Annotated in this window: 12 protein-coding genes; all 12 read left to right on the forward strand. The window is 68.0% G+C overall.

The annotated features are described in order from the left end of the window. Window positions 1–2: 2 nt before the first annotated feature. The 12 genes from kdsA (at window position 3) to dapF (ending at window position 13,598) form a co-directional block, all read left to right on the forward strand. Entirely contained in the window at window positions 3–842 is an 840-nt protein-coding gene (gene kdsA / locus IT361_17830; GenBank protein ID MCC6319536.1) for a 3-deoxy-8-phosphooctulonate synthase, read from the forward strand. Window positions 843–865: 23 nt separating this feature from the next. Then, window positions 866–1,435, forward strand: a complete 570-nt coding sequence (locus tag IT361_17835) for an HAD hydrolase family protein (protein ID MCC6319537.1) — start codon at window positions 866–868, stop codon at window positions 1,433–1,435. A gap of 41 nt (window positions 1,436–1,476) precedes the next feature. Continuing rightward, window positions 1,477–2,397: a KpsF/GutQ family sugar-phosphate isomerase gene (locus tag IT361_17840; protein ID MCC6319538.1), complete on the forward strand. Its 921-nt coding sequence runs from the start codon at window positions 1,477–1,479 to the stop codon at window positions 2,395–2,397. Beyond that, window positions 2,394–2,951 (forward strand): LPS export ABC transporter periplasmic protein LptC, encoded by a 558-nt coding sequence (gene lptC / locus IT361_17845; GenBank protein MCC6319539.1) that lies wholly within the window; start codon window positions 2,394–2,396, stop codon window positions 2,949–2,951. Before IT361_17840 ends, lptC begins: the two co-directional genes overlap by 4 nt. Beyond that, window positions 2,948–4,486, forward strand: a complete 1,539-nt coding sequence (locus IT361_17850; protein ID MCC6319540.1) for a hypothetical protein — start codon at window positions 2,948–2,950, stop codon at window positions 4,484–4,486. Before lptC ends, IT361_17850 begins: the two co-directional genes overlap by 4 nt. 311 nt (window positions 4,487–4,797) lie before the next feature. Beyond that, complete coding sequence (gene lptB / locus IT361_17855; GenBank protein ID MCC6319541.1) at window positions 4,798–5,709, forward strand: LPS export ABC transporter ATP-binding protein; 912 nt, start codon at window positions 4,798–4,800, stop codon at window positions 5,707–5,709. Further along, window positions 5,706–7,202, forward strand: coding sequence for an RNA polymerase factor sigma-54 (rpoN, locus tag IT361_17860; protein ID MCC6319542.1), 1,497 nt, complete (start codon window positions 5,706–5,708; stop codon window positions 7,200–7,202). Before lptB ends, rpoN begins: the two co-directional genes overlap by 4 nt. After that, the gene (locus IT361_17865; protein ID MCC6319543.1) at window positions 7,203–8,273 is read left to right on the forward strand and encodes a glycosyltransferase; all 1,071 of its coding nucleotides are present in this window, start codon (window positions 7,203–7,205) and stop codon (window positions 8,271–8,273) included. Between the two features lie 3 nt (window positions 8,274–8,276). After that, window positions 8,277–9,434 (forward strand): glycosyltransferase, encoded by a 1,158-nt coding sequence (locus IT361_17870; GenBank protein MCC6319544.1) that lies wholly within the window; start codon window positions 8,277–8,279, stop codon window positions 9,432–9,434. Window positions 9,435–9,569: 135 nt separating this feature from the next. After that, window positions 9,570–12,002: a YfhO family protein gene (locus IT361_17875; protein MCC6319545.1), complete on the forward strand. Its 2,433-nt coding sequence runs from the start codon at window positions 9,570–9,572 to the stop codon at window positions 12,000–12,002. After that, complete coding sequence (locus IT361_17880) at window positions 11,995–12,765, forward strand: polyprenol monophosphomannose synthase (GenBank protein MCC6319546.1); 771 nt, start codon at window positions 11,995–11,997, stop codon at window positions 12,763–12,765. The genes IT361_17875 and IT361_17880 overlap by 8 nt, the downstream gene beginning before the upstream one ends. Then, entirely contained in the window at window positions 12,762–13,598 is an 837-nt protein-coding gene (gene dapF, locus IT361_17885; protein MCC6319547.1) for a diaminopimelate epimerase, read from the forward strand. The genes IT361_17880 and dapF overlap by 4 nt, the downstream gene beginning before the upstream one ends. Window position 13,599: the final 1 nt, after the last annotated feature.

Genomic DNA, 13,599 nt, shown 5'->3' on the forward strand with positions numbered 1-13,599 from the left:
GGATGGCGCCGGGATTCCCGCGGGGCTCGCTGTTCCTCATCGCCGGCCCGTGCGTGGTCGAGGACGATGCCCTGAACCTCCAGGTAGGCGAAGCGCTGGCGCGCCTCGCCCCGCTGCTGCCCGGAGGCGTCATCTTCAAGGCGTCGTTCGACAAGGCCAACCGATCGAATGCCGCCGCCGCTCGCGGACCCGGGATGGACGCGGGCCTGGCGAGTCTCGCGCGCGTTCGTGCGGCCACCGGTTTGCCGCTCCTGACCGACGTGCACCTGCCGGAGCAGTGCGCCGCGGCCGCGGAGGTCGTCGACTACCTGCAGATCCCCGCCTTTCTGTGTCGGCAGACTGACCTGCTGGAGGCCGCGGGCGCCACGGGCCGTGCGGTGAACGTCAAGAAGGGGCAATGGATGCATCCCGAAGGGATGTCTGGCGCAGTCGACAAGGTGGAGGGCGCACGGCGCGCCGCCGGGCACACCCGGGCCGACGATCCGCGTTCCTCACCGATCGCCGTGACGGAGCGGGGCACCTTCTTCGGCTACGGCGACCTCGTCGTCGACGTTCGCGCGTTTGCCCGCCTTCGCGAGTCCACGGGCCACCCCGTGATCTTCGACGGCACGCACTCGGTGCAGCAGCCGGGAAGGGGACAGGGGGGGGCGAGCGGTGGCCTGCGCGAACATATCCCGACGCTGGTGCTCGCCGCCGCCGCGGCGGGCGTCGATGGCATCTTCCTCGAAACCCATCCCGACCCAGCGCGCGCGCCGAGCGATGGCGCCAACATGCTCCCGCTCGATCAGCTCGAGGGGCTGCTCCGACGCATGGTGGCGGTGTGGCAGGCGGCGCGCGCGTGACGTCACCGGCCCTGTTTGCCACGATCGGCGCGACGCCAGAGGGCCGCGACCTTGCCCAGCGCATCAGGCTCGTCGCCTTCGATGTCGACGGCGTGTTGACTGACGGAGGGGTCTACCTCGGCGACGTGCAGGGGCAGCGCCTCGAGTTCAAGCGATATCACATTCAGGATGGCCTCGGGATGAAGTTGCTGCAGCGCGCGGGGATCAAGGTCGCCATCATCACCGGGCGCGTGTCCGAGAGCGTGGCGCTGCGTGCTGCCGAACTGGGCGTCGACGCCGTCGTGCAGGATGTCCACGCGCGCAAGCTGCCGGCCCTGCAGCGCATCGCTGGTGAGCATGGGATCGCCCTGGCCGATGTGGCGTTTGTCGGTGACGACCTCCCCGATGTCGGCCCGATGCGCGTCGTGGGTCTGCCGGTCGTGGTGGCCAACGCGTCGGCCGACGGGCTCGAGGCCGCGCGGTTCGTGTTGCAGCGCAACGGGGGTGATGGCGCGGTCCGCGAGTTCTGCGAAGCACTCCTGCGCGCCCGAGGCGTGTGGGATGTGCTCGCCGGGGGCTGGGTGGAGAGTCGCGCGCGCGAGGTGCCCGCGTGACGCCAGATGACATCATCGCGCTGGGCCGCCGCGTCCTCGCCATGGAGACCGAGGCGCTCGTCGAGGTGGAGCGCAGGATCGGCCCCTCCTTCGTTCGGGCGGTCGAGCTGATCACGGCAGCCCATGGCCGGGTGATCGTGAGCGGAGTCGGCAAGTCGGGCATCATCGCCCGCAAGATCGCCGCGACGCTCACCTCGACCGGCACGCCCACGACCTTCCTGCACCCGACCGAATCCCTGCACGGCGACCTCGGCATCGTGGACGGCGACGACGTCGCGATCCTGCTGTCCAAGAGCGGAGAGAGCGAGGAGATCCTCACGCTCCTGGCACACCTCAAACGGTTCGGCACCCGCACCATCGCCCTCACCTCCAACACCGACTCGACGCTCGGTCTCGAGTGCGACGCGGCGCTGGACGCGTGGGTGCGCGAAGAAGCCTGTCCCCACGACCTGGCGCCGACGACCAGCACCACCGCCGCGCTCGCGTTAGGTGACGCGCTCGCCGTCGTGATCCTCGACCAGAAGGGGTTCCGTCGCGAGGACTTTGCCCGCCTGCACCCCGGGGGTGCGCTGGGCCGCAAGCTCCTGATGCGCGTGCATGCCGTCATGGAGCGCCACGACCTGCCGCTGGCCGACGCGGCCACGCCGATCCGCGAGGCGGTCGTGCTGCTCGCCAGGCGACGCGGCATCGTTGTCGTGGTGGAAGGCGGACGGCGGGTCGCCGGCGTCTTCACGGCGGGCGATCTCACGCGGCACATGCAGGCCGTCGATGATCCGTTCGGAGGGGCGATCGGCGAGGTGATGACACGGTCTCCGCGCGTGGCGCACGCCGAGGAACTTGCCTCCGCCGTGGTGTACCGGATGGAGCAATCCGGCATCATGGCGATGCCGGTCGTCGACCAGGACGGGCTCGTGGTGGGAGTCGTCCACTTGCACGACCTCATGCGAGCCGGAGTGGCATGACCCTACCTCACCGAGGCATCCTCCTCGCCATGGCCCTCTGCGGCCCGGTCGCCTGTCGTGATGCCGGCGTGCCCCAGGCCGCGCCCGCGGCCACGGCGGCCGACTCCGCCGATCAGGTGATGTTCGGCGTGCACTTCTTCGTGACCGATGCCGGCCTGCGGCGCGCTGAGGTCCGCGCCGATACCGCGCTCACCTACGAGGAGAACACACGCACCGAGTTGCGAAAGGTGAACGCCACGTTCTTCACGGCGCAGGGCGCCCAGAACGCCACCCTTACGTCGCAACAGGGCACGTACAACACGCGGATCGGCAGCATGGAGGCCCGGGGCGACGTCGTGGTGAAATCGACCGACGGGCGGACGCTGACCTCGCCGCACCTGCGCTTCGACCCGACGCGCAACGAAATCTCCTCCGACAGCGCGTTCGTCCTCACCGAGAAGACCGGGCGCATCACGCGCGGCATTGGCTTCATCAGCGATCCCGACCTGAACTCCGTGCGCGTCCTCAAGGGCGCGCAGTCCACGGGCCACCAGGTCACCATTCCGCGTCGATGACACGGCAGCGGCTGGTCGCGGCATTCGTCGTGTTGTTCGCCGCGGCCTGCAGCCGGGGCGGCGCCGCCCACCTGCCCGCGCCGGCCATCCCGACACTCCCCGTTCCGGCGCCGGACACGGCAGCGCGCGCGAAGGAGGACTCACTGCCCATGGTGCCCGTGGTCCTGCCGCCCCACATCGACTCGGTGGCGCGCCCGGCCACGCCGGACCGACCGGCCCAGCGCTGTACCCTGGACTTCGAGAATACCCCGGAGACGCGCCTGCAGTCGGTGAAGGACCCCATCTCGCAGAAGTACACCAGCTACATCGGCGGCGGGTTCGTCGGCGTCTGTCGACGCCAGAACATCCACATCACCTCCGACTCCGCCGAGAGCTACGAGCAGAACCGTCTGTACTACCTTATCGGCCGCGTGAAGTACCGCGAGGATCGCGTCTCGCTCGACGCGGATCGTCTCACGTACTTCCAGGCCGACGAGCGCCTGCTCGCTGAGGGCAACGTGGTGGTCACGATGCGCGATTCGTCGTCGATGACCGGACCACGCGCCGAGTACTGGCGCGCGGTTCGGGGCGTGCGACCGGCGAGCCGCATCCACGCCACGGCGCGCCCCACGCTGCGAATGTACGAGACCGATTCACTCGGACGCCGGCAACGCGAACCCGTGCGCCTGGTCGCCGACAACATCATCGGGGAGGGAGAAACACTGTTCGTCGCCCACGGTCGCGTCGAGCTCGACCGCGCCGACCTCGCCGCACGGAGCGACTCGGCGGTGCTCGACAACGTCCGGCAGTACTCGCGACTGCTCAAGGAACCGATCGTCGAGAGCAAGGGCTCGCAGCCGTTTACGCTCACCGGCAAGGTCATCGACATCTTTGGGCGTACGCGCCGCGTCGACCGCGTGCTCTCGGTGGACTCGGCGAAGGCCGTGAACAAGGACCTGACGCTTACCGCTCAGACGCTCGATCTCAGGGTGAACGACAACAAGTTGCAGCGGGCGTACGCCTTTGGGCCTGGGCGCGCGGTGGCAGTGACGCGCGATCGCCGGATCGTCGCGGATTCGCTCGACGTGCACATGCCGAGTCAGCGCATTCGTGAGCTGCACGCGATCGGAGACGCGTACGCGGACAGCGACCCGGACTCGACGAAGATCGCCACGAAGGAACGCGACTGGTTGCGTGGCGCGGCGATCGTCGCCCACTTCGACTCTGTCGTCCGAGACACCACCGCGCAGCCGCGCATCATCGACCTGGTGGCCGACGGAAATGCCAGTTCGTTCTATCAGATCCCGGCCAACGACGGCGACCGGGAGAAGCCGGGCATCAACTATGTCCGGGGCCGACGCATCACCGTCGACTTCAAGGCCCAGGATGTGAGTACGGTAACCGTGGTGGATTCGGTGGCCGGCGTGTTCCTCGAAGCGGCGCCCGTCGACACGCTCCCGCCCGATCCCCGAGGGCGGCGCCGGCCGACCACCAGGCGCCCTCCAGCCACGCCGACTGCGGCGCGGCGCCCCCCAAGCCCCGGCAACCCCGAATGAACGCTGGTCAGCTCCCGGATGAGATCCGGGCCCGGATCGAACAGCTCGTCGGTGGTGATCGGTCGCTCGCGTTCGGCCTGCACGCGATCATTACCGCCGCCGATCCCGATGGGTATGCCGCGCTCCATGACGTCGCGATCCGGTTCCGCGAAGACTACCTCGCCTCGGTGCGCTCACGTGGTCAGGATGCCGACCAGGAGGCTGCCAGGCTCAGCCTCGATGAGGTGAGCGCGTTCCTCGCGAAGTCGGTGGTGCCCCGGCTCGTCGCGCTCGTCCTCGTCGAGTTCCCCGCCGACGGCGCCCCGGGCACCATGGGCCAGCCGCTGCGTCTGTCGCCGGCGGTTTGGGCGGCCATTGCGCCCCAGCGAGGCGACGTCGCCGAGACGCTTCGTCGCACGGGTGAACATGCCGTCCTCGCCCCGCCGACGCCGCGCGGGAGCGACGCGATCCCGGCACCCTCCGGCTCCGTGATCGAGGCGCGAGGGCTGGTGAAGGTGTATCGTCGTCGGCGCGTGGTGAACGATGTCGCCTTTCGATTGCAGCAGGGCGAGATCGTTGGACTCCTGGGCCCCAACGGCGCGGGAAAGACGACCACGTTCTACATGATCGTCGGCCTGATCCCGCCGCTCGAAGGGACCATCCACATGGACGGTGTCGATATCACGCGCATGCCGATGTATCGACGAGCGCGGCTGGGCATCGGCTATCTTTCGCAGGAGCCGTCGATCTTCCGGAAACTGACGGTCGAGGACAACCTGCTGGCGATTCTCGAAACGTTGCCTCTCACCCGGGACGAGCGTCGAGCTCGGTTAGAGGGACTGCTGGATGAACTGCGGATCAAGCATCTTCGTCAGAGCCGGGCATACGCCCTGTCCGGCGGAGAGCGGCGCCGGCTCGAGATCACGCGAGCGCTGGTGTCGTCGCCGAAGTTCATGATGCTGGACGAACCCTTTGCCGGGGTCGATCCGATCGCGGTGCACGATATCCAGTCCATCGTCGCCGGGCTTCGGCATCGGGGGATCGGGGTGCTCATCAGCGATCACAACGTGGAACAGACGCTCGATATCGTGGACCGCGCGTACATCATGTTCGATGGCCAGGTCAAGGTCTCCGGGACCGTGCGCGAACTCGTCTTTGACGAGGAAGTGTCGCGCATCTACCTCGGGCCCACGCTGACGGCGCGGCTTCGCGAGCGCTTCGCCACCGAGGACGCCGTCCGATGAGGGCAGGGCTCGGCCAGAGTGCCTCACTCCGGCAGGAGCTCAAGATCAATCCACGCCTGTACCAGGCGATGGACCTGCTCTACATGCCCCTCCTCGACCTCCAGCAGCACCTCAAGCAGGAGCTGCTGGTGAACCCCTTCCTCGAGATGATCGAGCCCGAGGAAGAAGAAGGCGAGGAAGAGGACACGACCACGGAGAACGACGAAGGTCCGGTCGATCTCTCCGAACCCGAGTCGGCGACCCCGGAACTCGAGTCGCAGAAGAACGAGACCGTCGACTGGGAGGAGATCCTCCTCGACGGATTCGCGTCGGACGGGCCACGTGAGGAGCACGAGGAGCGCGAGTACTTCGAACCGGTCTCCGTCGAGACCCGTGACCTGAGCGACCACCTCAAGGACCAGATCTCGCTGCTCGAACTCACCCCGCGCGAACTGCTCCTCGCCGACGAGTTCGTCGGGAACGTCAACGAAGACGGGTACCTCACCTGCGCGCTCGAGGAGATCCAGGGCAGTATCAACGAGGTCGTGGCGCGCGCCGCCGAAAAAGAAGGGTTCGAGGGCGAGCTGCCCTTCTACACGGCGGAGGAGATGCAGGCCATGCTCGAAGTGGTCCAGCGGCTCGATCCCTCAGGGGTCGGGGCGCGGGATCTGCGCGAATGCCTCCTGCTGCAACTCGCCGATGCGCGACAGGAAGACTCGCTCCAGTACCGCCTCGTTCGGGACGCCTTCGAGGAACTGATCGCCCACCGGTGGAGCGAGATCTCCAAGCGGTTCGGGATCAGCCCAGCCGACGTCCAGCGTGCGGCCGACGAGATCGCCAAGCTCGACCCAAAGCCCGGGCTGCGCTATTCGGCCGGCAACGACGGCTACATCGTGCCCGATCTCGTCGTCGAGAAGATCGATGGCGCGTACCACGTCTTCGTCAACGACGCCAACCTGCCGCGGCTCAAGCTGTCCCGGGCCTACCAGGAGATTGCCCGCGACAAGAAGAAGTTTGACGGCGAGAACAAGGAGTTCATCTCGACCAAGCTCAACTCGGCGAACTGGATGATCCAGGCCATCGAGCAGCGCCGGCAGACGATGCTCAAGGTCATGAACTACATCGTCGAACGGCAGCGGGACTACTTCGAGAAGGGTGTGCGCGCCCTCAAGCCCCTCACCCTGCGTGAGGTGGCCGACGTGATCGGTATGCACGAGAGCACCGTGAGCCGCGTGACCAACGAGAAGTTCGTGCAGACGCCGCGCGGCGTGCTGCCGCTCAAGTTCTTCTTCTCGTCGGGCCTGTCGACCACCGGCGGCGAAGACGTCTCGGCGCGCGGCATTCGCGACCAGATCGAGAAGCTGGTGTCCAGCGAAGACCCAAGGAATCCGCTCACCGACCAGGCCATCGTGAACATCCTGCGTGACGGCGGCGTGCACATCGCCCGGCGTACCGTGGCCAAGTACCGCGACCAGCTTGGCGTGCTGTCGGCACGCATGCGGAAGCGCGTCTGAGTGCGCGAGCGCACGGAAGGTCACGGCTCACGCGTGGCACCGGTCGATGCCCGGGCCGCAACGGTCGATGCGCCGGCGCCGCTGACGCACGAGAGCGAGCTGGCGTCCGCTCCGCCCCGTCGACCGGGCGCCCCGGCGCCCGTGCAGGTGTCGGTGCTGGTCCCGGCCAAGGATGAAGCCGAGAACCTCCCGATCTTCATGGCACAGGCGGCGGAAGTGCTGGGCCGCGATGGCGTGCGCTATGAGGTCATCGTGGTCGACGATGGTTCTGTCGACGACTCGTGGGTCGTGCTCGAGCAGCTGCGCGCCAGGTACCCGTTCCTGCGCGCCGTGCGCCATCGGAGTCGACGCGGCATTGCCGACGCGCTGCGTACGGGCTTCCTGAACGCGCGCGGCGCCGTGATGGTGTTCTATCCGGCCGACCTCCAGTTCAAGCCGGAAGACATTCCACGGCTCGTCGCGCCGATCCTCGCCGGACAGGCCGACATGGTCACGGGCTTCAAGGAAGGGAAGTACGAGAAGGCGTTCGTCTCGCGAATCTACAACCTGCTCTCGCGGACATTGTTCGACGTGCGGGTGAAGGATCTGAACAGCGTCAAGGCGTATCGCCGCGAGATCATGGAGACGCTGCCGGTCCGGCCGGACTGGCACCGCTACATGATCGTGCTGGCCGCCGCGCAGGGCTTTACCGTCACGGAGATTCCTGTTCCGCTCTACCCGCGGAATGCCGGCAAGTCCAAGTTCGGCATCGGTCGCATCCCGGTGGGCGTGCTGGACATGCTTTCGGTGTGGTTCGAGCTGCGATTCTCGCAGAAACCGCTGCTGCTCTTTGGCATGCTGGGCGCCGCGCTCTTTGCGCTCGGTGTCCTGGCCGGTGTCGCGGCTCTGGCTCGCCTGGCGTTGACGGGGGTGGGCACCCGTTCGGTCTGGACCATCATCCAGACCAGCCTCGTGCTCGGTTCCATTTTCTTTGTGGCCGGCCTGCTCGGTGAACAGGTCGCCGGCTTGCGCGCGCAGGTGCGCGAGCTGCGCCGCGTGACCGACGACCTGCACGCACCTCCCCGCGAATAGGGCGTGAACGTCCTCTTCATCACGCACTCCTATCCCAGGGTGCCGGGCGACGCTGCGGGATCCTTCCTGTGGCACCTCGCCGTGGCGCTGCGCGCCGAGGGCGTGCAGGTCCGGGTCGTGGCGCCGTCGGGTGACGATGTCCCGGCGCACGATGTCTTCGACGGCATTCCCGTCGATCGCTTCCGGTACGCGCCACGCCGCTACGAAAACCTCGCGTACACCGGCAACATGGCGACCGAGGTCCAGCGGTCCTGGAGTGCGCGGTTCGCCCTGGTGGGGTTCCTCGGCGCCGAGTTCGCCGCGGCCACGCGCATCCGCCGCGAGTTTGCACCGGATCTCGTGCATGCCCACTGGTGGTTCCCCGGTGGCCTCGTGGGGAGTTGGGTGGCCTCGATGGGGCACGTGCCGATGGTGACGACCATGCATGGCACGGATGTCCGTCTCGCGCGTTCCAGGGCGTTTGCCCAGCCGCTCTTTCGCCACGTCATGCGCCACTCCGCTGCCGTGACCACGGTATCGCGATGGCTGGGGGACGAGGTGCGCGCCATGATGCCCGAGGTCGAGCCGCTGGTGGCGCCGATGCCCGTTTCGACGACGCTCTTTTCCCCCGGGGGTGAGCGCGAGGAGCACCGGCTGCTGTTTGTCGGGCGGCTGAATGCGCAGAAGGGCATCGGTGACCTCGTGGAGGCCCTGGCGTCGTTGCGGACCTCCGTGACGCTGGACGTCGTCGGGGACGGCCCGGATCGCTCCGCCCTCCTCGCGCGCGCCGAGTCGTTAGGCGTGGCCGCCAGGATCCGCTGGCTCGGCGCCCGGCCACAGACCGAGTTGCCCGCGCTGTATCGTGCGGCGACGGCGCTGGTGGTCCCGTCCATCGGGGAAGGACTGGGACTCGTGGCCGTCGAGGCGCAACTCTGCGAAACACCGGTCGTGGCCTACGCCTCCGGAGGGACCACCGACACCGTGCGTGACGGCGAGACCGGTGTGTTGGTGCCGGCCGGTGATGTCCGGGCGCTGGGCAGCGCGCTCGACGCCCTGCTCGCGGATCCCGCGCGGCGTGCCGCGATGGGGAAGGGGGGCCGCATGCAGGCCCTCGCCCTCTTCGCCCCGGAATCGGCCGCGCGGCGCTACGCCGAACTGTACCGGCGCGTCGTCCAACGTTAGGCCGGTTCCCGCCACGACGGTCGCCGTCGCGGAGCCCGAGCGTCCCATTTGCCTTCACCCGGTCGCGGCGCGGCGGCTACATTTCGTCGCTTCGCGCTCGCCGTGGCTCCGCGCGTCCGGATTCGACCCTCCCACATGACGAAATCGGCCGACAGCAGGCAGGACAAGGCAACGACCACGGCGCCAGCGCCCCACGTGCCCCCGTTGGCGGGCGTGTGGGCCACGCTCACATGTCTGGTCGCGGCGCTCAGCCTTTCATGGCCCGCCCTGGGAGGCAAGCTCCTGCTCCCGATGTGGTCGGATCAGTTCAAGGCCGGCTTTGCCTTCCGTGATTTCGCGCGGCAGTACTGGCTCGACCACGGGGCGATCCCGCAATGGAACCCCTATCTGTGGGGCGGTCTGCCGTTCGTCGACGCGATGCACGGCGACACGTTCTACCCCACGGCGCTGCTCCGCCTGCTGATTGGTACGGGACCCGGGATGACATGGGGCCTCGTCATCCACCTGTTCCTCGCCGGTTGTTTCACCTACGCTTTTCTCCGGGCGTGCCGCCTCTCGTTCTTCCCGGCCCTCGTGGGCGCGGTGGCGTACCAGATGGCCGGCAACATCGCCGGGCTGGTCTCGCCAGGACACGACGGCAAGATCTTCGTCGCGACGCTCCTGCCGTTGGCCCTCCTGCTGGTCCTGCGCGGGATGCGCGACGGGAAGCACTGGGCCTGGGGCCCGCTCGCCATTGTCGTCGGCCTGACGGTGCTGTCGCCGCACCCGCAGCTGCTGCAATACATGCTCCTGCTGACGGGGGCCTTCGTCCTGTTCACGTGGCGTGGCTGGGCCAGCGACGTCGATGACGAGCGCCCGACGCCGCGCGCCGGCCTGACGAGGCTCGGCTTCGCCTTCGGCGCCATCGCCGTCGGCATGCTCATCGGCGCGATCCAGTTCTACCCGGTGATCGGGTACACGCCCTGGTCGCCACGCTCGGGGGGAATCGCGGGCGGGTACGAGGCCGCGACCTCGTTTTCGCTGCCGCCCGAGGAGATGCTGAACTTCGCATTGCCGCAGTTCTCCGGCATCCTGCTCGACTACTGGGGCCGCAACGGGATCCACCTCCACTCTGAATACGTCGGCGTCGCCGTCCTCATTCTCGCCGCGTGCGCATTTGGCGGTTGGGGTGCGTCGGCGCACCGACGCCTGGTCTGGTTCCTCACCGGGACGCTCGTCGTGTCGCTGCTCTGGGCACTCGGCGGCAATACGCCCTTTTATCGTCTCGTGTACGCGCTCGTGCCCGGCACGAAGTTCTTTCGTGCGCCGAGCACCATGCTGTACATCGTGGCGTTCTCGTTCGCGACGCTGGCCGCCTTTGGCGCAGAGCGACTGCTGCGCGGCTCCGTTCGACGGGGCGTGGTGCTTGGACTGGGCGGCATCCTGATGTGCCTCGGGCTCGCGGGTGCGTCGGGGATGCTCTCCAACAGCGCCCTGAATCGCACCGTTCCCGAACTCGCTGAGCGCATCCTCGCCGCCGAACCCGCCCTCAAGGCTGGCGCCGTGCGGATGATGCTGTTCGTGGTGCTTGCCTGCGCCGCCGCGCTCCTCACGGGCACGCGTCGGCTGTCGCGAGACCTGGCCGGCGCGCTCCTGGTCGTGCTCGTTGGTGCCGACCTCTGGACCGTGGTTCGCCAGTACTTCGTGTTCACGCCCCCGGCCTCGGAGCTGTTCGCGACCGATCCCCTGATCGATTTCCTGCAGAAGCAACCCGGCCCGTTCCGGGTGATCGCGCTGCCGCCGCAGCGCGGGAACTACAACGACATCTACCTCGACGACCTGCGCTTTGCCGGCCTGATGGCCCACCGGATCCCCGTCGTGATGGGGTATCACGGGAATCACATCGGCAAGTACGATCTGCTGATCGGCGAGGCGCCCGCGTACCAGAATCGCGCCAATCCGAACTTCTGGCGGCTGGCCAACGTGCGCTATTTCGTGAGCGACGAAGCCGACTTGCCGATCGAAGGCGCGAAGCGTGTGCTTGGCCCGGTGAAGGATCTCGCTGGCAACGACGTGTTTGTCCACGAGGTGCCGGGCGCGTCGTCGTATGCGTGGGTGACGCCGGTGATCGTGCGCGCGAACGAGGCGGCGGCCGCGCGCGCCGTGCTCGATCCGCGCTTCGACGTGCGGCGGGCGGCGCTGTTCGACTCATCCGCCAACGTCACCGGGACGTCGCTGGAGGCGCTCCCGGAGCCCCTTGGCATCCAGGCGCGGGTCACTCGCTACCTTCCAGGGTCGGCGACCATCGAGCTCGACCGTGCGGCCCCGGCCGGTTCAGCGCTCGTGGTCTCCGAGAACTACTATCCGGGTTGGCAGGCCACCGTTGACGGGAAGCCGGCGACCACGGGCATTGCCGATGTCTCGCTCATCGGTGTGGCACTGCCAGAAGGTGCGCGCAAGGTGGAGCTCACGTTCGTGAACGGCCCATACGCGACCGGACGCATGCTGACATGGATCGCGGTGATCGTCTCGCTCGTCGCGTGGGCCGTTGGCACGATCGCGACCAGAAGGAGAGCGTCGCGTGGCTGAGAAGGGGCTCGTCATCGTCCCGACGTACAACGAACGGGACAACATCATCCGACTCATCGACGCGACCCTCGCGCAGGATCCGCGGCTCGAGGTGCTGGTCGTCGACGACGGATCGCCCGATGGCACGGGCGCGCTCGTGGATGAACGCGCCGCGGTGGACACGCGGGTGCACCTGCTGAGTCGTGCCCGGAAGCTGGGCCTTGGGACGGCCTATGTCGCCGGCTTCAAGTGGGCGCTCGAGCGCGGCTATGACTACGTGTTCGAGATGGACGCCGACTTCTCGCACGATCCGTCGCACCTCCCGCAGTTCCTCGAGAGCATCCGGGATGCGGACCTGGTACTCGGGTCCCGTTATCGCGACGGGAAGGTCACGGTCGTCAACTGGCCGATGGGGCGACTCATCCTGAGTTACGCGGCCAACATCTACGCGCGGTTTGTCACCGGACTGTCGCTCTTTGATGCGACCGGCGGGTTCAAGTGCTTTCGTCGGCGTGTGCTCGAGGCCATCGACCTCGACGACGTGCGCTCGAACGGCTACGCGTTCCAGATCGAGATGTCCTTCCGCGCCTGGCAACTCGGCTTCCGCATCGTCGAGATCCCGATCGTCTTTGTGGACCGCACGGAGGGCGAGAGCAAGATGTCGAAGAAGATCGTGCGTGAAGCGATCTGGATGGTGTGGCGCCTCAGGTGGTGGGGGCTCACCGGTCGCCTCAGCCGTCCGCGCGCCGCGGGGAGCGCAGACGCCGCGATCCAGGCGAAATGACGACCTCCGCCCCCCCGAAGATCGCCGGCCGTCCCTTCTGGAAGATGACGGGCTCCGGGAACGACTTCCTGTTCTTCGACAATCGCACGGGAGCGCATGAAGATCTCGTGCGCTCAGATGTCATCAGCGCGCTATGCGACCGGCGCCGGGGGGCCGGCGCCGACGGTATCGTGCTGATCGACACGCATCCATCGCGTGCGTTCGGCATGCGGTACTACAACCGCGACGGATCGCTCGCCGAGATGTGTGGCAACGCGGCGTTGTGCAGCGCCAGCCTGGCGCGTGAACTCGGCATGGCCGGCGTGCACGACTTCTCGTTCGAGACGCCGTCCGGTCCCGTCACGGCGCGTTTTGCCGGCGGAGAGCCGGAGATCGACATGGTGCCCGTGACGGAGCTCGCCATTTCCTTCGAGACGCCACTCGCGCCCGGCGAACAGCGGATCGGGTACGCTCGCGTCGGCGTGCCGCACCTCGTCGTGCTGTGTGACGACGTCACGCGGGTGAATGTCGCGGAGCGTGGGCGCGCCCTGCGGCACCTGCCGCAACTCGCGGCAGGTGCGAATGCGAACTTTGTTTCGCGCGAGGCCGCCGATCGCTGGCGGATGCGGACCTACGAGCGGGGCGTCGAAGAGGAGACGCTGGCCTGCGGGACGGGAACCGTGGCTACGGTGGCGCTCCTCAACGCCTGGCACGCCGCCGAAGGTGGTATCGCCCTGCGCACGGTGAGCGGCTGCGACGTGTTTGCCAGCGCGACGCCCGGACGCGTGCCTGTCCTTCGCGGCGAGGGTCGGATCGTCTACACCGGGTTGCTCAGGGACCTCGTTCCGGGCTGAC

The organism is Gemmatimonadaceae bacterium, assembly GCA_020846935.1.
Lineage (GTDB): Bacteria > Gemmatimonadota > Gemmatimonadetes > Gemmatimonadales > Gemmatimonadaceae > RBC101.

Bases quoted from the DNA above. Each gene is read 5' to 3' on its own strand.
- kdsA (MCC6319536.1), top strand. From the start codon at position 3: ATGGCGCCGGGATTCCCGCGGGGCTCGCTGTTCCTCATCGCCGGCCCG.
- dapF (MCC6319547.1), top strand. From the start codon at position 12,762: ATGACGACCTCCGCCCCCCCGAAGATCGCCGGCCGTCCCTTCTGGAAG.
- lptC (MCC6319539.1), top strand. From the start codon at position 2,394: ATGACCCTACCTCACCGAGGCATCCTCCTCGCCATGGCCCTCTGCGGC.
- rpoN (MCC6319542.1), top strand. From the start codon at position 5,706: ATGAGGGCAGGGCTCGGCCAGAGTGCCTCACTCCGGCAGGAGCTCAAG.
- IT361_17850 (MCC6319540.1), top strand. From the start codon at position 2,948: ATGACACGGCAGCGGCTGGTCGCGGCATTCGTCGTGTTGTTCGCCGCG.
- lptB (MCC6319541.1), top strand. From the start codon at position 4,798: ATGGGCCAGCCGCTGCGTCTGTCGCCGGCGGTTTGGGCGGCCATTGCG.
- IT361_17875 (MCC6319545.1), top strand. From the start codon at position 9,570: ATGACGAAATCGGCCGACAGCAGGCAGGACAAGGCAACGACCACGGCG.
- IT361_17840 (MCC6319538.1), top strand. From the start codon at position 1,477: ATGGAGACCGAGGCGCTCGTCGAGGTGGAGCGCAGGATCGGCCCCTCC.